At 65.3% G+C, this 18,829-nt stretch carries 18 protein-coding genes; 5 read left to right on the top strand and 13 right to left on the bottom strand.

The features are described from left to right. Window positions 1-5 precede the first annotated feature (5 nt). Genes I6F12_RS26055 through I6F12_RS26045 form a run of 3 tightly spaced genes read left to right on the top strand, consistent with a single transcriptional unit; the run spans window position 6 to window position 2,489 of the window. Complete coding sequence (locus I6F12_RS26055; RefSeq protein WP_109142218.1) at window positions 6-1,034, top strand: alpha/beta hydrolase; 1,029 nt, start codon at window positions 6-8, stop codon at window positions 1,032-1,034. Window positions 1,035-1,086: 52 nt separating this feature from the next. After that, window positions 1,087-1,650 (top strand): cytochrome P460 family protein, encoded by a 564-nt coding sequence (locus I6F12_RS26050; protein WP_225157531.1) that lies wholly within the window; start codon window positions 1,087-1,089, stop codon window positions 1,648-1,650. Between the two features lie 17 nt (window positions 1,651-1,667). Continuing rightward, window positions 1,668-2,489: an SDR family NAD(P)-dependent oxidoreductase gene (locus tag I6F12_RS26045; RefSeq protein ID WP_225157530.1), complete on the top strand. Its 822-nt coding sequence runs from the start codon at window positions 1,668-1,670 to the stop codon at window positions 2,487-2,489. Window positions 2,490-2,500: 11 nt separating this feature from the next. Here I6F12_RS26045 and I6F12_RS26040 read toward each other — a convergent pair whose 3' ends face one another. Continuing rightward, window positions 2,501-6,010, bottom strand: coding sequence for a hybrid sensor histidine kinase/response regulator (locus tag I6F12_RS26040; RefSeq protein WP_225142881.1), 3,510 nt, complete (start codon window positions 6,008-6,010; stop codon window positions 2,501-2,503). 182 nt (window positions 6,011-6,192) lie between these two features. Next, window positions 6,193-7,422 (bottom strand): 5-aminolevulinate synthase, encoded by a 1,230-nt coding sequence (gene hemA / locus I6F12_RS26035; protein WP_035996665.1) that lies wholly within the window; start codon window positions 7,420-7,422, stop codon window positions 6,193-6,195. Between the two features lie 267 nt (window positions 7,423-7,689). On the opposite strand from hemA, the gene aroQ reads away from it, so the two are divergent. Continuing rightward, window positions 7,690-8,121, top strand: a complete 432-nt coding sequence (aroQ, locus tag I6F12_RS26030) for a type II 3-dehydroquinate dehydratase (protein ID WP_035996668.1) — start codon at window positions 7,690-7,692, stop codon at window positions 8,119-8,121. Between the two features lie 170 nt (window positions 8,122-8,291). Here the strand turns inward: aroQ and I6F12_RS26025 are convergent, their stop codons facing one another. The 4 genes from I6F12_RS26025 to I6F12_RS26010 form a co-directional block, all read right to left on the bottom strand. Then, window positions 8,292-9,353, bottom strand: coding sequence for an MBL fold metallo-hydrolase (locus I6F12_RS26025; protein WP_035996672.1), 1,062 nt, complete (start codon window positions 9,351-9,353; stop codon window positions 8,292-8,294). A 137-nt stretch (window positions 9,354-9,490) separates the two neighbouring features. Further along, window positions 9,491-11,647, bottom strand: coding sequence for a methyl-accepting chemotaxis protein (locus I6F12_RS26020; RefSeq protein WP_074447650.1), 2,157 nt, complete (start codon window positions 11,645-11,647; stop codon window positions 9,491-9,493). A gap of 161 nt (window positions 11,648-11,808) precedes the next feature. After that, window positions 11,809-12,534 carry an outer membrane protein gene (locus I6F12_RS26015; protein WP_035996788.1) on the bottom strand — a complete coding sequence of 242 codons (726 nt, stop codon included), beginning with the start codon at window positions 12,532-12,534 and terminating at the stop codon, window positions 11,809-11,811. Window positions 12,535-12,758: 224 nt separating this feature from the next. Continuing rightward, the gene (locus I6F12_RS26010; RefSeq protein WP_035996689.1) at window positions 12,759-13,079 is read right to left on the bottom strand and encodes a hypothetical protein; all 321 of its coding nucleotides are present in this window, start codon (window positions 13,077-13,079) and stop codon (window positions 12,759-12,761) included. 189 nt (window positions 13,080-13,268) lie between these two features. Here I6F12_RS26010 and I6F12_RS26005 point away from each other — a divergent pair, with 189 nt between their 5' ends. Continuing rightward, a complete protein-coding gene (locus I6F12_RS26005) occupies window positions 13,269-13,553 on the top strand; it encodes a hypothetical protein (protein ID WP_036020690.1) in 285 nt (94 codons plus the stop codon). Between the two features lie 32 nt (window positions 13,554-13,585). On the opposite strand, the gene I6F12_RS26000 is transcribed toward I6F12_RS26005, so the two are convergent. The 7 genes from I6F12_RS26000 to I6F12_RS25970 form a co-directional block, all read right to left on the bottom strand. Then, entirely contained in the window at window positions 13,586-13,942 is a 357-nt protein-coding gene (locus I6F12_RS26000; protein ID WP_249787063.1) for an AEC family transporter, read from the bottom strand. Then, entirely contained in the window at window positions 13,939-14,526 is a 588-nt protein-coding gene (locus I6F12_RS25995; protein ID WP_225157529.1) for an AEC family transporter, read from the bottom strand. The genes I6F12_RS26000 and I6F12_RS25995 overlap by 4 nt, the downstream gene beginning before the upstream one ends. Before the next feature lie 105 nt (window positions 14,527-14,631). Continuing rightward, window positions 14,632-14,841: a hypothetical protein gene (locus I6F12_RS25990; protein ID WP_035996696.1), complete on the bottom strand. Its 210-nt coding sequence runs from the start codon at window positions 14,839-14,841 to the stop codon at window positions 14,632-14,634. Continuing rightward, the gene (locus I6F12_RS25985; RefSeq protein WP_197424428.1) at window positions 14,838-15,014 is read right to left on the bottom strand and encodes a hypothetical protein; all 177 of its coding nucleotides are present in this window, start codon (window positions 15,012-15,014) and stop codon (window positions 14,838-14,840) included. The genes I6F12_RS25990 and I6F12_RS25985 overlap by 4 nt, the downstream gene beginning before the upstream one ends. 369 nt (window positions 15,015-15,383) lie before the next feature. Then, complete coding sequence (locus I6F12_RS25980; RefSeq protein WP_192893054.1) at window positions 15,384-17,003, bottom strand: ABC transporter ATP-binding protein; 1,620 nt, start codon at window positions 17,001-17,003, stop codon at window positions 15,384-15,386. A 2-nt stretch (window positions 17,004-17,005) separates the two neighbouring features. After that, a complete protein-coding gene (locus I6F12_RS25975; protein ID WP_035996700.1) occupies window positions 17,006-17,845 on the bottom strand; it encodes an ABC transporter permease in 840 nt (279 codons plus the stop codon). Further along, window positions 17,842-18,813, bottom strand: a complete 972-nt coding sequence (locus I6F12_RS25970) for an ABC transporter permease (RefSeq protein ID WP_035996702.1) — start codon at window positions 18,811-18,813, stop codon at window positions 17,842-17,844. The genes I6F12_RS25975 and I6F12_RS25970 overlap by 4 nt, the downstream gene beginning before the upstream one ends. Window positions 18,814-18,829 lie beyond the last annotated feature (16 nt).

Genomic DNA, 18,829 nt, shown 5'->3' with positions numbered 1-18,829 from the left:
TCATCATGAAGCAGCTCATCGATCAGCACCGCCGCCAGTTTCTCGGCATCGCCACCGGAGCCGCCGCCGCCGGCATCGGCGTGATCGCGTTCGCTCGTGCCGAGACCGAACCGCAGCGATCCCAAGCATCGAATGCGTCCTTCGGCGCGATCAAGCAGATCGATGCCGGCGTTCTCAACGTCGGCTATGCCGAGGCGGGTCCCTCGAACGGTCCGGTGGCGATCCTGCTGCATGGCTGGCCCTACGACATTCACGCCTTCATCGACGTCGCGCCCCTCCTGGCAAAGGCCGGCTATCGCGTGATCATCCCATACTTGCGTGGCTACGGCACGACGCACTTCCTCTCCAGCGAGACGCCGCGCAACGGCGAGCCTGTGGCCATGGCCGCGGACATCATCGCGCTGATGGACAAGCTCGAGATCAAGAAAGCCGTCGTCGCCGGCTTCGACTGGGGTGCACGCACCGCCGACATCATCGCCGCGCTGTGGCCGGACCGTTGTCGCGCGTTGGTAGCGGTCAGCGGCTATCTGATCTCGAGCCAGGCTGCCGGCAACGCGCCGTTGCCGCCGCAGGCGGAGCTGCAATGGTGGTACCAGTTCTACTTCGCGACCGAACGCGGCCGGGCCGGATACGAGAAGTACACGCACGATTTCGCCAAGCTGATCTGGAAGCTGGCCTCGCCGCAGTGGAAGTTCGACGACGCCACCTTCAACAGGAGCGCGGCGGCGCTCGGCAACAGGGATCACGTCGCGATCACGATCCACAATTACCGCTGGCGGCTCGGGCTTGCCCAGGGCGAGGCGAAATACGAGCCTCTCGAAAAGAAGCTGGCCGCAGCTCCGCAAATCGAAGTGCCGACGATCACGATGGAGGGCGATGCCAACGGCGCGCCCCATCCCGATCCTAGCGCCTACGCCAAAAAGTTCTCAGGCCGATATGAGTTTCGCCTGATCACCGGCGGCGTCGGCCACAATCTGCCGCAGGAAGCGCCACAAGCCTTTGCCAAGGCCGTCATCGACGCCGATGGCGCCTAGGCATTCGTCGGCACCTCCGTCCAGCCTCATTGATCGAGCCCGATGAAACATCATGACGATAGCCGAACCCGATAAGAAGAAATCTCTCCACACCACAATGATCGTGCTGACCGTGGTCCTCCTCGTCGTGCTCCTGACCTGCATGCCCTACCTCGTCACGATCGCCTTCGCGGAAGGGCCAGCGGAACAGAGCGCGGCGGACGCCTCGCCGATCTTCGGCGTCACAATCCCAGCCGGCTATAAGCGGTGGGAGCTGATCGCGCCGGCCGAAGAGGCCGCGCCACTCGACGAGCTGCGCGCTGTTGTCGGCAATCAGACCGCAATCGACGCCTATCAGGCCGGAAAACTGCCGTTCCCGGATGGCACCATTCTGGTCAAGCGCGCGTGGAAGCGGAAACAGTCACCCGAGTTTGCGTCCGCGACGATTCCCGGCGCCGCCACCACGGTCCAGGTGATGGTGAAGGATTCCAGGAAATACGCCGCTACCGGCGGCTGGGGCTTTGGCCGCTTCATCAACGGCAAGCCGGTGGACGAGGCGCAGCACCGCACCTGCTTCGCCTGCCACGAAGCCCGGGCCAAGAGCCGCGACTATGTCTTCACGCGGCTTGCGCCTTGAGACATACGGTGACTGGCTTGAAGACTTGGTTCATCAGCGGCAGCTCTCGCGGGCTTGGCCGTGCCATCACGGAAGCGGCACTCGCCGCGGGCGACCAGGTGGTTGCCACTGCGCGGACGCTCCAACCGCTTGAACCGTTGCGGGAACGTTTCGCTGAAAGACTGTGCCTTGCAACGCTCGACGTCGCGGATGAAGCTGCCGCGCCGGCAGCCATCGCGCTTGCTGCGGAGACGTTCGGCGGACTCGACGTGGTCGTCAACAATGCCGGCTACGGCGACCTCGGATCGGTCGAGGATACTGGCCTGGACTCGTTCCGGCGGCAGATCGAGGCCAATTTGATAGGCACCATTATCGTCACCAAGGCGGCGATTCCGGTGCTGCGCCGGCAGCGCCGTGGCCACATCGTGCAAGTCTCGTCCGTAGGCGGCCGGATCGGCGCCCCAGCCCGCGCCGCCTATTCGGCCGCGAAATGGGGTATCGAGGGCTTTTCGGAATCGCTGGCGCGCGAGATGGCGCTGATCGGCGTGAACGTCACGATCGTCGAGCCCGGCGGCTTTCGCACCGGCTTTGCGCGAGCCGCACATGGGACCGGCGAAGGACGCCCGGAATACGATGCGCTCGTCGGCGCTGCCGTCAGGATGCAGCGCGATTACGACGGCCGGCAGCCCGGCGATCCAGCCAAAGCCGCGGCCGTGGTTCTGAAGCTTGCCGATATGGAGCGCCCGCCTCTGCGCATTGCGCTCGGAAGCGATGCCGTCGACGCCATCGCTGCGATCGATAAGCTCCGCCTCGAAGAGCTGGAGAGGTGGCGAGCGCTCAGCGTATCGACTGACTATTGACCCCGGGGGCCTCACTCCGCCGCCACCATTTGTTGCGTGCGCCACTGGCCCAGCAGGGCACGCAGCGAAGCCGGCTTCACCGGCTTGTTGAGCACCGCGATCTTCTCGTCACGCGCGGCGACCTGCACGGCGGGGCTGCGGTCGGCCGTGATCAGGATCGCAGGGATGGTATCGCCAAAACGGCGGCGGATCTCGCGGATGGCGGCGATGCCGTTGCCGCGATCGAGGTGATAGTCGACCAGAAGGCCGGTGACGCGGCGGCCGGCGGCTTCGATCGCAGCGATCGCGCCTTCGGGATCGGCGACCGCGATCACCTCGGCATCCCAGGCCTTGAGCAGCGTGCGCATGCCGTCGAGGATCGCCGCATCGTTCTCGATGCAGACGATCAGCGCGCCCGAGATCGGTGTGCGCGCCAGCGGCGTCGCGCTGGTCACGGCCGCGGTATGGGTGACCGCCTTCGCTGTCGGCACGGTCACCGAGAACACCGAGCCGCCGCTTCGATTGCCGTCGATGGCGATGCCGTGCTTGAGCACGCGAGCCAGGCGTTCCACGATCGAGAGGCCGAGGCCCAGACCGCGCGCGATCCGCGCGCCCTGCTCCAGGCGATGGAATTCCTTGAAGATCTCGCCGCGCTTGACCGCGGGGATACCGACGCCGGTGTCGTAGACGCAGATCTTGAGCGAGGCGCCGCGGCGGCGGCAGCCGACCAGCACGCGGCCGCGCGGGGTATACTTGATCGCGTTCGAGATCAGGTTCTGGAGCAGGCGCCGCAGCAGGAGCCGGTCCGACTCGACCGGCAGCGAGCAGGGCACGAAGGCGAGCTCCAGTCCCTTGGCGCGCGCGATCGGCGCGAACTCGATTTCCAGCGAGCGCATCAGATCGGCCATCTTGAAGCTCGAGATCGAGGTCGCCATCGCGCCAGCGTCGAGCCTGGAGATGTCGAGCAGAGCGCCGAGGATTTCCTCGATCGCCTGCAAGGATTCGTCGATGTTCTCGACCAGCCGCGTCTCCTCGCCATTGTGCTGGCGCTCGACGAGGCTTGTGACGTAGAGCCGCGCCGCATTCAGCGGCTGCAGGATGTCGTGGCTGGCGGCGGCGAGGAAACGCGTCTTGGAGATACTGGCGTCCTCCGCCGCGCTCTTGGCGATGGCCAGCTCGGAGTTCAGCCGCGTCAGCTCCTCGGTGCGGTCGCGCACGCGCTTTTCCAGCGTCGCATTGGCGCGCTCCAGCGCTTCGGCGGCTTCGAAGGTCGGCGTGACGTCGGTGAAGGTGATGACGAAGCCCCCGCCGGGCATGCGGTTGGTGAGCACTTCGATCACCATGTGGCGTTCCGGCAGCCGCTCGAGATAAGGCTCGCTGTCGGTGGTGTAGGCCGCCAGGCGCCGTTCCAGCAGGGCCTCGCGCTCGAGCGGATCGTTCGGATCGCCGAGGCCGATGAACTCCAGGATCTCGCGCAAGGGCGTGCCGAACTGGATCAGATGCAGCGGCACATTGAGGAGGTCACCGAACTGCCGGTTGGAGCAGATCAGTTGCAGATCGGCGTCGAACACGGCGATGCCCTGACGCACATGGTTGAGCGCGGTCTGCAGGATCTCGCGGTTGAAATGCAGCGCGGCGTGCGAATCGTCGAGCAGCTTCAGCGCGGCCTTGGCGGAGACCGTCCGCTTGCGCAGCAGCAGCGACATCACGAGACGGGAGGAGGCCGCGCCGATCGAGGAGGCAATCAGATGCTCGGCGTGTTGCAGCAGCTCGAAATCGGCGGGCGCACCGGGCTCCAGCCGCACGTTGCGCCGCGCCGAGAAGGCCTCGAAGGAGTGTCGTGCGCGGTCGGGCCCGAGATACTGCGCCACCGTGGTCTGGATGTCCTGCACGGTGACGGTGCTGCGCCAGCGGCGGAAGCTCGGGGAGATCGGTGCGAGCGTATTGGGCACGAACAGATCGGCTTGCAGCAGCTCGATGGAGGATGGCCGGCGTGCCAGCGACAGCAGCACATAGGTCAGGATGTTGAGGGACAGCGACCAGATCACGCCGTGCATCAGGGGCGGCAGGTCGGCGCCGAACAGTGCCTGCGGCCGCAGCGCCTCGATGCCGAACGGGCCATGCTGCAGCAGCAGGATGCCTGAAGTCGAGGAATCCATGAAGCTCGGCATGAACAGCGTGTAGAGCCACACCGCAAACCCGACCAGCATGCCGCCGATCGCCCCGCGCGCGGTCGCGCGCCGCCAGAGCAAGCCGCCGAAGAAGCTCGGGGCGAGCTGGGCGATGGCGGCAAAGGAGAGCAGGCCGATCGCCGCGAGCTGGGTGCTGCCGAGCGCGCGATAGTAGAAATAGGCCATCACCATGATGGCGAAGATCGCGAGCCGGCGCGAGCGCAGCAGGAAGTTGCTGAAATCGGCCCCGCCGGCGCGCCCCTCCGGCCGACGTTTCAGCACCAGCGGCACCACGAGGTCGTTCGAGACCATGATGGAGAGCGCGACGCATTCGACGATCACCATGGCGGTCGCCGCCGACAGCCCGCCGACGAAGACGGCGACGCTGAGCAGGTTCGCGCCGCTCTCGATCGGCAGGGCCAACACGTACATATCAGGGTCGGCCGTGCCGAACGGGAAGGTCACGAGGCCGGCGAGCGCGATCGGGATCACGAACAGGTTGATGGCGACGAGGTAGAGCGGAAACAGCCAGCGCGCGCGGCCGACCTCGGCATCCGAGGAATTCTCCACCACGCTGACGTGAAACTGGCGCGGCAGCAGCATGATCGCGCACAGCGACAGCAATGTCATGGTCAGGAAGTTGCCGATCGACGGCGAATAATTGATGGCGCGCACCGCTTCCGGCGTCCTCATCGCGCGCTCGATCAATTCATGCGGTGAGAACATCCAGAAGGTGACGAAGATGCCGGCGGCGAGGAAGGCGACCAGCTTGATGATGGACTCGGTCGCGATCGCCAGCATCAGGCCGTGCTGGTGCTCGGTCGCGTCGGTCTGTCGCGTGCCGAACAGCACAGCGAAGGCCGCCATCGTCAGCGTCACCATCAGCGCCATGTCGCCGAGGATCGGGATGTGCGAGAAGGCCTGGTCTTCGCTCAGGATTGTGCCCAGCGAAGAAGCCACCGCCTTGAGCTGGAGCGCGATATAGGGCACCGAGCCGATGATCGCGATTGCGGCGACGGTCGCCGCCACCGCCTGGCTCTTGCCGTAGCGGGCCCCGATGAAGTCGGCGATCGAGGTGATGTTGTGGGCTTTCGCCAGCTGGATCACGCGTCGGAGCACCCCGGCCCCCAACCCGATCATCAGGATCGGGCCGACATAGATCGCGAGGAAATCGGTCGAGGTGCGGGTCGCGAAGCCGACCGACCCGAAGAAGGTCCAGGACGTGCAGTAGATCGCCAGCGACAACGGATAGATCAGTCCGGAGGCGCGGCCGCGACCGGCCGGCGAGCGGCGGTCGCCGTGGCTCGCCACCAGGAACAGGAAGCCGATATAGCCGAAGGCGGCGGCGATCACGCCCCAATCGTGCAGCATGGGTCGGGGGCTCTCTCCCTGGGCGCCGGCGGCGCCCGAGCTCATTTTCCTTGCAAACCTAGCGCGTTGAGCGAGTGCAGGCGACAGCGAAATGCCGTGCGGCGGTAGGAACTGCCGGCGTCGTTAAGCGGTGGGGCGAGCTGTCCGCCCGCTCTTAGCCTCCAGGGGAGGGTAAAAGAGGCCTATTCCGCGGCCAGCGACTTCGCGCGCAGCGGCAGGCCGAGGCGGTCCCACACTTGCAGCAGCGCTTCGGCGAGCTGATCGATCAGGCCGTCGTCGTGATAGGGCGAGGGCGTGATACGCAGGCGCTCGGTGCCCTTGGCGACGGTCGGATAGTTGATCGGCTGGATGTAGATCCCGTGCTGTTCGAGCAGCAGGTCGGAAGCCTGCTTGCACTTCTCGGGATCGCCGACGAACAGCGGTACGATGTGTGTGTCGCTCGACATCACCGGCAGGCCGGCGGCATTGAGGATCGCCTTGACGCGGGCGGCACGGTCCTGGTGGCGCTCGCGCTCCCAGCTCGACGTCTTCAGGTGCCTGATCGCGGCGGTCGCGGCCGAGCAGACCGCCGGCGGCAGCGCGGTGGTGAAGATGAAGCCCGGCGCATAGGAGCGCACGGCGTCGATGATCTGGCCGTTGGCGGCGATGTAGCCGCCGAGACAGCCGAACGCCTTGGCCAGCGTGCCCTCGAGAATGTCGATGCGATGCATCACGCCGTCGCGCTCGGCGATTCCGCCGCCGCGCGGGCCGTACATGCCGACGGCGTGGACTTCGTCGACATAGGTCATCGCGCCATATTTCTCGGCGAGATCGCAGATCCTGGCGAGCGGCGCGACATCGCCGTCCATGGAATAGAGACTCTCGCAGACGATCAGCTTCGGCCGATCGGGACCGGCCGCTTTCAACAGCTCTTCGAGATGCGCAACGTCGTTGTGGCGGAACACGATCCGCTCGCAGCCGGACTGGCGGATGCCCTCGATCATCGAATTGTGGTTGAGCTCGTCCGACAGGATCAGGCAGTTCGGAATGAGCTTTGCGATGGTCGGGATGCCGGTCTGGTTCGAGACATAGCCCGAGGTGAACAGCAGCGCGGCTTCCTTGCCGTGGAGATCGGCGAGCTCGGCCTCGAGCTGCACCAGCGGATGATGCGTGCCGGCGATGTTGCGGGTGCCGCCGGCGCCGGTGCCGACGCGCGTGGCAGTCTCGACCATGGCGCCGACCACCTTCGGATGCTGGCCCATGCCGAGATAGTCGTTGGAGCACCAGATCACGACGTCGCGCTTGCCCTTGGGCGAGTGCCAGACCGCATGCGGGAACCGGCCGGCCGTGCGTTCGAGGTCGGCGAACACGCGATAACGCCGCTCGGTGTGGAGACGATCGAGGGCGGAATCGAAGAATTGGGCGTAATCCATCGGCAAACCTGCAACGGAACCTGACCAAGGGGACGGGTCTACTTAGAGCTTTTCCAGCTCCAATGTCTATGCGCTATCCCACATTTGGATCTGTGGGGCATTTGGGCAAAATGCCCTATCCGGCGCGTCTCAGTTTGATCCCGATCAATCCTGCGCGACATATAATGCTGCTCTGCACCATCTGCCGGGGCGACCCAGCCTATGGTCTTCCGTCGCGGCCCGGCGCGCGCTTTCCTTGCTCAACCAAGCTCTCGAAAGGACCCTTCCATGAAGCGCGTGATGATCCTCAACGGTCCCAACCTCAACATGCTCGGCATCCGCGAGCCGCACATCTACGGCACGACGACGCTCGCGGAGGTCAACGCGAGCTGCGAGGACGCAGCCGCCAGGCTCGGCCTCAAGCTCGCCTTCCACCAGTCCAACCACGAGGGCGTGCTGGTTGATCTGATCCAGTCGGCGCGGCAGGACGCCGAGGCCATCGTCATCAATCCGGCCGGCCTCTCCTTCACCTCGGTCTCGATCATGGACGCGATCAAGACGTTCGAGGGCCCGGTGCTGGAGGTGCACATCTCCAACATCCACGCCCGTGACGAATATCACCGGCATTCCAAGATCTCGTTCGTGGCGACCGGCGTGATCTGCGGGCTCGGGCCGTTCGGCTACATCGCGGCGCTGCACGCGATCGCGAATATGAAGTGAGGCGCCAGCCGCGCCGGAGGTCTGCTCCCTCGCCCCGTTCTTACGGGGAGAGGGTTGGGGTGAGGGGCTGTTTCGGCAATGATGGTGAGAGTTGGACTCGCGGAGACTCCGCCTCACCCGCCACGCTTCGCGTGTCGGCCTCTCCCCGCAGGCGGGGAGAGGCGAAGAACTCACGTCGTCCGAAACTGCAGCACGCCGTCCTGCATCTCGGGCGTGAGGCGGCCCTCGACGATCATGTAGTTGACGTGGGCGACGAGCTCGCCGGCGGCAAAGCCCATCTGGTGCTCGTCCAGCACGTGCTTGTTGAACACCACGGGCACCAGGGCGCGCGAGGTTTGCGGCACCTCACGGCAGGCTTCCGCGATCAATCGGCAGCGCTCTTCGTGGTGGTCGGCGAGCTGCTTGATGCGGGTCTTCAATCCGTAGAATGGCACGCCATGGCCGGGCAGCACCAGCACGTCATAGGGCAGCGTCGTGGTCAGGCTGGCGAGCGAGGCCAGATATTCGCCGAGCGAATTCTGGTCGGGCTCGACCGCCCAGACGCTGACATTCGGCGAGATCTTGCTCAGCACCTGGTCGGCGGAGAGGAACAGCTTGTCGTCGGCGCAATACAGCATCACCTGGTCGAGGGCGTGGCCGCCGCCGGTGATGACCTTGAAACGGCGCGTGCCGATCACGACGTCGTCGCCATGCGAGATGCGGCGGTAGGACGGCGGCAGCACCGAGACGCGCTTCAGATAGTCCTGGCCGCGGCCGAGCAGCTTTTCGGTGAGCGACTCGTCCATACCATGGCGGCGGAAGAACAGCCGCTGCGCCTCGCGCCGCTCCTCGGTGCCGCGGTTCTGGTGATAGACCGATTGCAGATATTCGACCTGCGACATCACCAGCGGGCAGCCGAACCGCTCGACGATCCAACCGGCGAGACCGACATGATCCGGGTGGGAGTGGGTGACGATCAGGCGCGTGATGTTGACGCCTTTCAGCGGTCCGTCGAACAGCTTCGTCCAGGCCTCGATCGTCTCCTCGTTGCCGAAGCCGGCATCGATCATCGCATAGCCGTCGCCATCGGCGAGCAGGTAGATGTTCACGTGGTTGAGGCGGAACGGCAGCTTCAGCCGCGCCCACAACACGCCGGGCCGCACCTCGACCACCTGTTCGGGGCCGGGATGCTGTTCCCAGGGGTAGCGCAGGGCCTCGGCCGAGGACTGCGGGGTGTCGGTTTTCGAGCTCATGCTATCGGCTTAAACCCAGCGCGCGCGGGGCGCTAGCCGAAAAAGGATGCTGGGCGGCGACAGCATGGCGGTCATACCGAGGCAGTTTTCCGTAGCCCGGATTGTGCTACGCTCCATCCAGGCTACAGGACAGGGCCTTACGCCGCCCGCATGTCGTTGAGGAAGGCGTCGATCTCCCCGCGCAGCATATCGGCCTCGCGGCGCAGCGCGTCCGAGGCGCCCAGCACCTCGGTGGCCGCAGCGCCGGCTTCGGCGGACGCGGTGGAGACGCCGACGATGTTGCTGGAGACCTCGCTGGTGCCGCCGGCGGCATGCTGGATGTTGCGGGCGATTTCGCGCGTCGCGGCGCCCTGCTCCTCGACCGCTGCTGCGATCGTGGTGGTGACGTCGTTGATCTCGCCGATGATCCGGCCGATGCCCTGGATGGCGCCGACCGCGGAGGTCGTGACTGACTGCATGCTGGCGATCTGGGTGCGGATCTCGTCGGTCGCCTTGGCGGTCTGGCTCGCCAGGCTCTTCACCTCGGAGGCAACCACCGCGAAGCCGCGGCCGGCCTCGCCGGCGCGTGCCGCCTCGATGGTGGCGTTGAGCGCGAGCAGATTGGTCTGCGAGGCGATGGTCTGGATCAGGTCGACGACGACGCTGATGCGGCTCGCGCTGTCGGCAAGGCTCTGCACCGTGGCGTCGGTCGCTCCCGCTTCGTCGACCGCCTTTTTGGCGATCTCGGCGGAGGTCACGACCTGACGGCTGATCTCCTGGATCGAGGAGGACAGCTGCTCGGTGCCGGCCGAGACGGTCTGCACGTTGACCGACGTCTCCTCCGCGGCGGAGGCGACCGCGTTGACCAGCGCGTTGGACTGGTCGGCGGTGTTCGACATGCTCTGCGCGGTCGATTGCATCGAATTGGCCGATTGGGCCAGATTGTCGAGCGCGGAGCGCACCGTGCTTTCGAACTGGGCGATCTTCGCCTCCATGCGCGCGGCGCGCTCGGCCTTGGCGATACGGTCCTTGTCCTGCTCGCTCGTCAGCGCGCGGGTCTCGATCATGCTCTCCCGGAACACCTGCAGCGTGTTCGCCATCACCGAGATTTCGTCGTTGTGATTCTTCGAGCGGTAGATCTCGGTTTCGAGATCCCCGTTCGCGAGCAGCTGCATCGACTGCTGCAAGGCGCCGATCCGGCGCAGGATGTTACGGCCGACATAGAGCCAGACGAACAGCGCCGAGCCGACCAGCATCAGCGCGCCCAAGCCCAGCATGACCGACGTCGCGAGCGAAATCTCCTGCCGCGCCTGGAAGGTCGAGGTGTTGGTCTCTTTCTGCACGCCGTCGACGAGCTGCTGCACGCTGATGCCGAGCCCGACATTGAGCTTGCGGGTCTCGTCCAGGATGGTCTGGCCGTAGTCGATGGAGTCGAGCTCTTTCTCGCGCAGATTGAACACGCCGGTCTTGCCGGTGCCGAGCGCGAGCAGCTTTTCCGCGGTGTCGCGCAGCATCTTGTTGCCCTGGTTGTCCGGCAACAGATCGAGGTTCGACCGCAGGCGCCCCTGCGCCGTCTTGAATTCCTTCTGGATGTCATCGAGCTTGTCGCTGGTGTTCGCCGACAGCGCCGCGCTCATGTTGGCGGCGGCGAGATTACCGCTGGCGACGACGTTGCCGAGCTGACCGACGGTCTGCGCGGCGTCGGTCGCGTCTGCGGCTGACAGGTCGGCTGAACCGAGAATGGCATTGACGCGGGTCTGCGCGTCCAGCATCGCCGGACTCGCTGCGCCGACGAATGCGCCCTGCGCGGCGCGAAGCGCGTCATATTGCTTGTCGTGCAGCGCCGCGATGTCGAGCCGTTCGCGGGCGGCTTTCGTCAGGCTCTGAGCCGCCTCGTTGATGCTCTTCATCGTCTCGCTGAGCCCGGAGACGACGCTCTTGTCGCCGCCGAGCTCGATGATCTCGTTGAGCTTCTGCTGCGTCTGCTCCTGTAATTCCCTGAGTTTCTTGGTGCGCTCGTTCAGAGCGTCCTCGCTCTGCGCCGCAAGCAGGGCCGGTCCCTGCGCCGCGAGGCTCGCACTCAGCGCCGACAATTGCAGGCTGGCGGAAAGGCGCGGAATGTCCCGTCCGCTCAGTTCAGTCATGCGTCCGCCGAGATTCTGCAGCGCAAGGCCGGCGCCGGCCGCGATCACGAGGCCCATGCCCGCGATGACCGCAAACGCCGCGAACAGGCTGCCGCGCACGCCCCATTTGGGCATTTTGAAACGCGGACGGAAACTGCCAAGGAAGCGGCCAAGGCCCAAACGGATCGGCATCGAAAATTCCCCCAATGTTCTTCTATTTGTGGCTGCAGTATCGGCAGCACCGGTTAAGGAATCGCAATGAGCCCAATCGGTTGACGTTGTTCCGCAGAGCGAAAAAAGAGGGGCCGGCAACGAGGCCGGCCCCTTCATCTTGATAAGGTCCTGGTAACCGATCAGTAGCGCGCCATGGCCGGGCTCGCCCAGTTGAAGCGGTAGTTGACGCCCGCCTTGAAGGTATGGTCGTCGGTGGTGAAGGCGCCGGTGCCGGCGAGCGGACCGGCAGTGAAGCTGGCGTCGCCGAAATTGTAGTACTGGTACTCGGCCTTGGCCGACCAGTTCGGGGCGAACATGTATTCGAGGCCGGCGCCGACGGTGTAGCCGTTGCGGTGATCGCCGGTGATGACGAAGGCGGCCGGCACGCCGCCGACGGTGACCCTCTCGTTGTTGTCCGAATAGGCGTAGCCGCCCTTCACATAGACCAGGCCGGGACCCCAGGTGTAGCCGACGCGGCCCGTGATCGAGCCGAGGCCGCGCTGGTCGTTGGTGTAGGCGATGCCGCCCGGGAACACGGCGCCGACGCTGCCGGAGAGCCAGGAATACTGGCCTTCGACGCCGACCACGAAGTTCGGGTGGAACTGCCAGTCCGCACCGACCTGCACGCCGCCGAGGAAGCGGCCGTTGCCGTTGTTGCCGGTGGAGAGGCCATTGAAATTGTTGTCGCTGGAGAACGCGCCGCCGACATGGGCGCCGAGATAGAAGCCCGTCCAATTGTAGATCGGCGCGGCGTAGGCCGGCGCGGGCGTCTTGTAATAATTGCGGTTGCCGAGATCGGCACCGACGGCCGGCGCAGCCGCGCCCAACACGAGCAGCGCCACGGTCGCAAACAGAATCTTCTTCATCGTCTTGAACTCCAACACGTAAGGTCCCCGGCAGGCGCGTTTGCTGCGCCGCATTGGTTTTGCAGATAGCTCGCTTTTGACGAAAATGCTGTCACATCCGTGGCACAGCGACGGCCAACGTAACTTGTTGGGCCGCAAATGATTTTCGTGCTTAATGGCAACTTAAGAAGTGGTGAAGGAAGGCTTAACGGCGCACTCTGTCGGTAACTTGCGCGCGCCTTGCGTTAACCAAGACGCCGCCGTGCCTCATCGCGCATCTGCGCGCGAAAGGCGGCGCGCTTTGCCGGCCTGTCTTCCTCACGCACGTCGTGTCGATCGAAGATGTCGAACTTCTCCAGGATCGGATAGCGCTCGCTCGCCATCGCGAGCACGCGCAGTATCCTGGTCCCCTCCGGCGTCGGGCCGCTGACCTCCCAGCGCCGGATGGTGTCGGCGCCGCCTCTTTCCGGCAGTCCGCAAAGCTTGGCCATGTCGGCCGCGCTGAGCTTGCGCTCGAGGGCATCGGAGAGGTCGTTGCGAAGCTGCTTCAGTTCGGCGCCGGTCATGCTTGCGTCCAGGGAAGTCACTGAAAGCAATGCACTAGCGCTGATTCGGGTCCATCCGAAGACGGTATGAGTCCGCCGCGCTCCGGCACCTTCGTCCGCACACGGAATTATGAAGGGAGAACCCATGGAAATTTGCCGATGCATGAACACTTGGCATATCGGGGCGCGCAACGGGTGAAGGGATCAGCCATGAAAACCATCAGACTCGCCATTTCCGCGCTGATCACGACGGGACTGCTTGCCGCACCATTCGCAGCTGAGGCGAAAAAGGTCCGGTCCAGCCGGCAATACAGCACTGGTGTGGTGGCTCCGACCTATGGCGGAGCCGGAGCGCCGGCCGCGCAACCGAGGGCGGCCTACGGATCGTCGGGACAGTCGGTTGGCACTGTCACCGCGCCGTCGATCGGATCATACAATTGGCCCTCGGTCGGCGTGACCAACTCGGCTCCCACCTGGAGCAACACCACGAGATAGAGGGCTCCGGCAAGGTGGAGGCCACTGGCGGATCAACGCATGCCGCTCGCCGATCCCGAGAGCAGATAAAGCGCGATGAGCAATGTCGCGACCGACAGCATCGTCGTGATCGAGACCGTGGCCGCAACCAGCTTCTCCTCGACCTTGTGTTCATGTGCGAGGACGTAGACGGTTTTCGCCGTCGGCACGGCCGCGCAGATGACCGCCGCAACCGTGTAGAGAGGGGTGAGGCCGATCACGACGCAAAGCCCGTAGACGATGAGCGGCATGACCACCAGTTTCACCGCCGCGAGCGCAAACGACGCTTTCAGGTTGGACCGCAAGCCCTCGATGGACAGGCCAAGCCCAATGGCGAACAGCGCGCACGGCGTGAGCGCGGCAGCGATCATGTTGAGATAGGCCGCGACCGTGCCGGAATCGGCAGTCCCGTCACCGCCCAGGTGAGGCCGATGAACGTCGACAGCACCATGGGATTGAGCAGGATCTGCTTTGCCAGTCCCATAGAGCCCACGGAGGCCCCGCGTGCATCGCGCTTTTCCAGCAGGATCACCGTGATCGGAAACATCACCGCGGCCACGAACACCGTCGCGACGGCCGCGGGCAGGACGGCGGGTTGGCCGTAGATCGCATGCAGGATCGGCAGCGCAACGAACCCGGTGTTGGTCATCGCCGCCGCCATCCCGTGAATGGTGCTGCTGGCGAGGTCGTGTTTGCCGCCTGCGCGGACCGGCACGAACACGAGCGCGAAGCAGATCAGCGAGCCGCCGCCGAAGGCGAGCAGAAAACGCCATTCCAGGAGATTGCGCGCCGGCTCCTGGGCGATCGTGACAATCAACAGCGCCGGCATCGCCACGTTGTAGGCGAAATGCACCAGGGCATCGGCCAGCGCCCGCGAGAGATAGCCGAGCTCGCCGGCGAGCCAGCCGGTGACGATGATCGCGAATACGGGAAGAACGAGGCTGGCGACCTCCATCCGGCTTCCCCCTCATTTTCGAACAGGGAGGGTAGACCGGCAATGGACTGGCGTCACTCCGTGATTTGTGGGTCGCCTTGATTTGTCGGAGGAGAATCCGCCTCGCTAGATTCCCCGACGCCCCTGGTCTCCGATCACGCAGCGCCAGGCCGCCAGGCGCTCGGCCGGATGCTGGTTCATCCATTCGGCAAGCTGCGGCGCGCCCATCAGGCAGGCCTGCACCGAAATTTGCGCAAAGTCCGACGTGGTGACGATCTGCTCGTGACAATTGGAGGGAGAGGCGAGGCTGCAAAGCACGGCGATGATCTTGATCACGATACGTTACCTCCGTCGCGGCCGATGAACGGGCGACCGATCGCCGGCTTTCCCTGGCCCTCGTCCGTCGGATCGACCGGCGGGAAGATGCTGTCGTAGATCGCCCGCGCTTCCTGGATGAGACGCGTTCGCTCGCGCTCGGACTTCGAGACAAATCGAATAACTTCGCCCATGTTGGCTCCGAATATCAGTGTGAGTCCGTCATGAGATGACGTCGATCATTCAAACGTCATCTATGGTCATGCCCTTAAGCTTTGAAGCGGCCGGTCCAGTCACGACCGGATAAAAAGCGCGTGACCAGGCTGCGCAGTTCCCAGCATCCCGGTGCGTCTTGCTTGCTGGGTTGTTGAGCTGCCCATCACATCACGTTCGTTGTACGACGCCAGCCGCGACGAGCGACTATGGCGTCAAGTCACCCCTTGCCGACATGAGCAAGGATGATCTCACGAAAGCAAATGCCGCTGAATCGAATATGTTTCGCCTCGCTCGGCGTGCAAGTTTTTGGAACCATCACGGAAATCAATGAACGAGGACGAACCGTCTCAGGCCGCCGGCGCGTGCTCCTTCCGTCCGGGCACGGCTGCGAGCAATTCGCGCGTATAGGCGTGCTCGGGCGCGGCGAAGAGTTGCGCCGTCGGCTTCAGCTCGACGATGGCGCCGCGCTGCATCACCGCGATACGGTCGCAGATCTGGGCCGCGACGCGCAGATCGTGGGTGATGAACAGCATCGACAGGCCAAGGCGCGCCTTGAGATCTTCCAGCAGCTTCAACACCTGCGCCTGCACCGAGACGTCGAGCGCGGAGACGGCCTCGTCCGCGACGATGATCTCCGGCTCGAGCGCAAGCGCGCGGGCGATGCCGATGCGCTGGCGCTGGCCGCCCGAGAATTCATGCGGATAGCGCTCGAGCGCGCCGGCGTCCAGGCCCACCATCTTGAGGAGATCGCGGGCGCGGTCGAACGCCACCTTCGGATCGGTCCCGGCTGCGATCGGCCCGTCGGCGATGATGTGGCCGATTTTGCGGCGCGGATTGAGCGAGGCGAACGGATCCTGGAAGATCATCTGGATGCGATGGCGCTCGCCGCGCAGCGCCTTGCCGGAAAGCGAGGTCAGGTCGGTCTCGCCGATCCGCACCGTGCCGCGGTCGGCTTCGATCAGTCGCATCACCAGGCGCGCTACCGACGACTTGCCCGAGCCGGATTCACCGACGAGGCCGAGCGTCTCGCCCTTGAGGATGTTGAAGTTGACCGCGCGCGCCGCATCGACGCGGCGGGCCTGGCGGAACCAGCCGCCCGACGTGACGTAGGTCTTGTCCAGCCCGATCACCTCGACGGCCTTGGCCCGATCGTCCAATGGCTCTCGCGGCGGCGGATCCATCGAGGGCACGGCGGCAAGCAATGCCTTGGTGTAGTCGTGCTGCGGCTCGTTGAAGATGGCCGCGGCCGGACCTTCCTCCACGACCTTGCCGTGGCGGAGCACCACGACCTGGTCGGCGATGTCGGCGACCACGCCGAAATCATGGGTGATGAACATCACCGCCATGTTGCGGCTCCGCTGGAGGTTGCGGATCAGCTTCAGGATCTGGGCCTGCGTGGTGACGTCGAGCGCGGTGGTCGGCTCGTCCGCGACCAGCACCGCGGGCTCGAGCGCGAGCGCCATCGCGATCATGGCGCGCTGGCGTTGGCCGCCGGAGAGCTGGTGCGGATAGGCGCGCACGATACGCTCAGGGTCGGGCAGGCCGACTTCGCTTGCCAGCGCCAGCGCCTTGGCCCGCCGCTCCTTCGGCGTGAGCAGGCCGTGCGCCTCGAACATCTCCGCCATCTGGTCGCCGATCCGCATCAACGGATTCAGCGCGGTCATCGGCTCCTGGAAGATCATCGCCAGCCGACGGCCGCGCAGATCGCGCCAGCCGTCGTCAGCGAGCTTGAGCAGGTCCCGGCCCTCGAACTGGATTTCACCGGAGGTGACCGAGACCGTATCCGGCAAAAGGCCCATCAGCGCATGCGCGCACATCGACTTGCCGGAGCCGGACTCGCCGACGACGCAGACGATCTTGCCGGGCTGCAGATCGAGCGAGACACCGTCGACCGCGAAGGGGCGCTCGGCGCCCTTGGGCAGCGCGATCCGCAAGTTCCTGATGGAGACGGCGGGCGAGGCGGTCATCGTCAGCGGCCCTCCCGCGACAGGCGCGGATTGAGCGCATCGTTGAGGCCTTCGCCGATCAGGTTCAGCCCGAGCACCGAGATCAGGATGGCGATGCCGGGAAACACGGTGATCCACCAGGCCTGCCGGATCACGGTGCGGCCGGCGCCGACCATGTAGCCCCAGGAGATCAGATTGGGATCGCCGAGGCCGAGGAAGGACAGCGAGGATTCAAGCAGGATCGCGGTGGCCACCATCAACGAGGCCAGCACGATCACGGGCGACAACGCGTTGGGCAGGATCTCGCGCAGGATGATCCAGCTGTTGCTCTGGCCGGTGACGACGGCGGCCTGGACATATTCGCGCGTGCGCAGCGACAGCACCTCGCCGCGCACGAGGCGAGCGACCGGCGGCCAGCTCACCACCGCGATCGAGGCGACGATCGAATAGATCGAGGGCTGCAGGATGGCGACCAGCACGATCGCGAGCGCGAAGCTCGGAATGGTCTGGAAGAACTCGGTGAAGCGCATCAGGGCGTCGTCAACCTTGCCGCCGAAATAACCCGCCATGGCCCCGATCGGCACGCCCACGATCAGCGCCGCCAGCGTGGAGACGAGACCGACCAGAAGCGAGACGCGGGCGCCGAAGATCATGCCGGCGAAGATGTCGCGGCCGAGCGCGTCGGTGCCGAGCGGCACGGCCCCGAGCGTGAACGGCGGCAGGAACGGCCGCTGCACCATGCGCCAGGGCGAGTTCGGGAACAGCATCGGTCCGAACACCGCGACAGAGATTGCAACCAGGAGGATGACGAGCCCGATGACGCCGCTCGGGCTCTTCAGCATCGATTTCCAGAACTGTTTCATGCGGCGTATTCGATCCGCGGATCGACCAGGCGATAGACGAGGTCGGTGATGAGGTTGAAGGTGAGGACCATGGCGGAGCAGATCACGAACACGCCGAGCAGCAGATTGTAATCCCGCTGCAGCAGTGCGTCGTACATCAGCCGCCCGATGCCGGGCCAGGCGAATACGGTCTCGGTGATGACGGCGCCGCCGATCAGCGTGCCGGAATGCACGCCGGCGAGCGTCACCACCGGCAGCAGCGCGTTGCGCAGCACGTGGCGGCGCTGGATCACGGCGTCGGAGAGCCCCTTGGCGCGCGCCGTCTTGACGAAGTCGAGGCGTTTCACCTCCAGCATCGAGGCGCGCGTCATGCGGGTGTAGGTCGCCATGAAGAACAGTCCCAGCGTCATCGCCGGCATGATCAGGTGCTTTGCGACGTCGAACGCGTGGGCAAGGCCGGTGAGATTGGCGCCGACCGTCTCGTAACCGAAGCTCGGCAGCCAATCCATCGTGACCGAGAACAGGAGGATGCCCATCAGCGCCACCCAGAAGATCGGCATGGCGTAGAAGATCAGAGCGAACACGGTGATGGCGGTGTCGAGGAAGGTTCCGGCAAAGCGCGCGGCGAAGGTGCCGAACAGGATGCCGAGCGTGAGCGAGATCGCGAAGGCGGTCAGCGTCAACAACAGCGTCGCCGGCAGCCGCTCGCCGATCAGTTTTGCGACCGGAGCCTGCTGGCGGAAGGAAAAGCCGAGGTCGAGGCTGACGACGCCCTTGACGTAGATGAAGAGCTGCTCGGGCAGCGGCTTGTCGAGCCCGAACTTCTCCCGGAGCTGCTTGACGAAGACCTGATCGCTGGCCCCGGCCTCGCCCGCCATCACGATCGCGGGATCGCCGGGCGCCAGGCGGATCAGGAAGAAATTGAGAACGACGATCGCGAGCAGGACGATCACGCCCTTCAGGACGCGCTGAGCAACGAAGGAGAGCATCTAGTGAGTCATATTG

It is taken from the genome of Bradyrhizobium sp. IC4059 (assembly GCF_020193615.1).
Taxonomy (GTDB): Bacteria; Pseudomonadota; Alphaproteobacteria; order Rhizobiales; family Xanthobacteraceae; genus Bradyrhizobium; species Bradyrhizobium yuanmingense.
This window is presented reverse-complemented; position numbering and strand designations above follow the sequence as displayed.

Coding starts and splice junctions, on each gene's coding strand:
- I6F12_RS26000 (WP_249787063.1), bottom strand. CDS start 13,942: ATGATCGCTGCCGCGCTCACGCCGTGCGCGCTGTTCGCCATTGGGCTT.
- I6F12_RS26050 (WP_225157531.1), top strand. CDS start 1,087: ATGACGATAGCCGAACCCGATAAGAAGAAATCTCTCCACACCACAATG.
- I6F12_RS26040 (WP_225142881.1), bottom strand. CDS start 6,010: ATGCTGCACGATTGGGGCGTGATCGCCGCCGCCTTCGGCTATATCGGC.
- hemA (WP_035996665.1), bottom strand. CDS start 7,422: ATGGATTACGCCCAATTCTTCGATTCCGCCCTCGATCGTCTCCACACC.
- I6F12_RS26020 (WP_074447650.1), bottom strand. CDS start 11,647: ATGCCGATCCGTTTGGGCCTTGGCCGCTTCCTTGGCAGTTTCCGTCCG.
- I6F12_RS26015 (WP_035996788.1), bottom strand. CDS start 12,534: ATGAAGAAGATTCTGTTTGCGACCGTGGCGCTGCTCGTGTTGGGCGCG.
- I6F12_RS26055 (WP_109142218.1), top strand. CDS start 6: ATGAAGCAGCTCATCGATCAGCACCGCCGCCAGTTTCTCGGCATCGCC.
- I6F12_RS25985 (WP_197424428.1), bottom strand. CDS start 15,014: ATGGGCGAAGTTATTCGATTTGTCTCGAAGTCCGAGCGCGAGCGAACG.
- I6F12_RS26010 (WP_035996689.1), bottom strand. CDS start 13,079: ATGACCGGCGCCGAACTGAAGCAGCTTCGCAACGACCTCTCCGATGCC.
- I6F12_RS26025 (WP_035996672.1), bottom strand. CDS start 9,353: ATGAGCTCGAAAACCGACACCCCGCAGTCCTCGGCCGAGGCCCTGCGC.
- I6F12_RS25995 (WP_225157529.1), bottom strand. CDS start 14,526: ATGGAGGTCGCCAGCCTCGTTCTTCCCGTATTCGCGATCATCGTCACC.
- I6F12_RS25975 (WP_035996700.1), bottom strand. CDS start 17,845: ATGAAACAGTTCTGGAAATCGATGCTGAAGAGCCCGAGCGGCGTCATC.
- I6F12_RS26005 (WP_036020690.1), top strand. CDS start 13,269: ATGAAAACCATCAGACTCGCCATTTCCGCGCTGATCACGACGGGACTG.
- I6F12_RS25980 (WP_192893054.1), bottom strand. CDS start 17,003: ATGACCGCCTCGCCCGCCGTCTCCATCAGGAACTTGCGGATCGCGCTG.
- aroQ (WP_035996668.1), top strand. CDS start 7,690: ATGAAGCGCGTGATGATCCTCAACGGTCCCAACCTCAACATGCTCGGC.
- I6F12_RS25970 (WP_035996702.1), bottom strand. CDS start 18,813: ATGCTCTCCTTCGTTGCTCAGCGCGTCCTGAAGGGCGTGATCGTCCTG.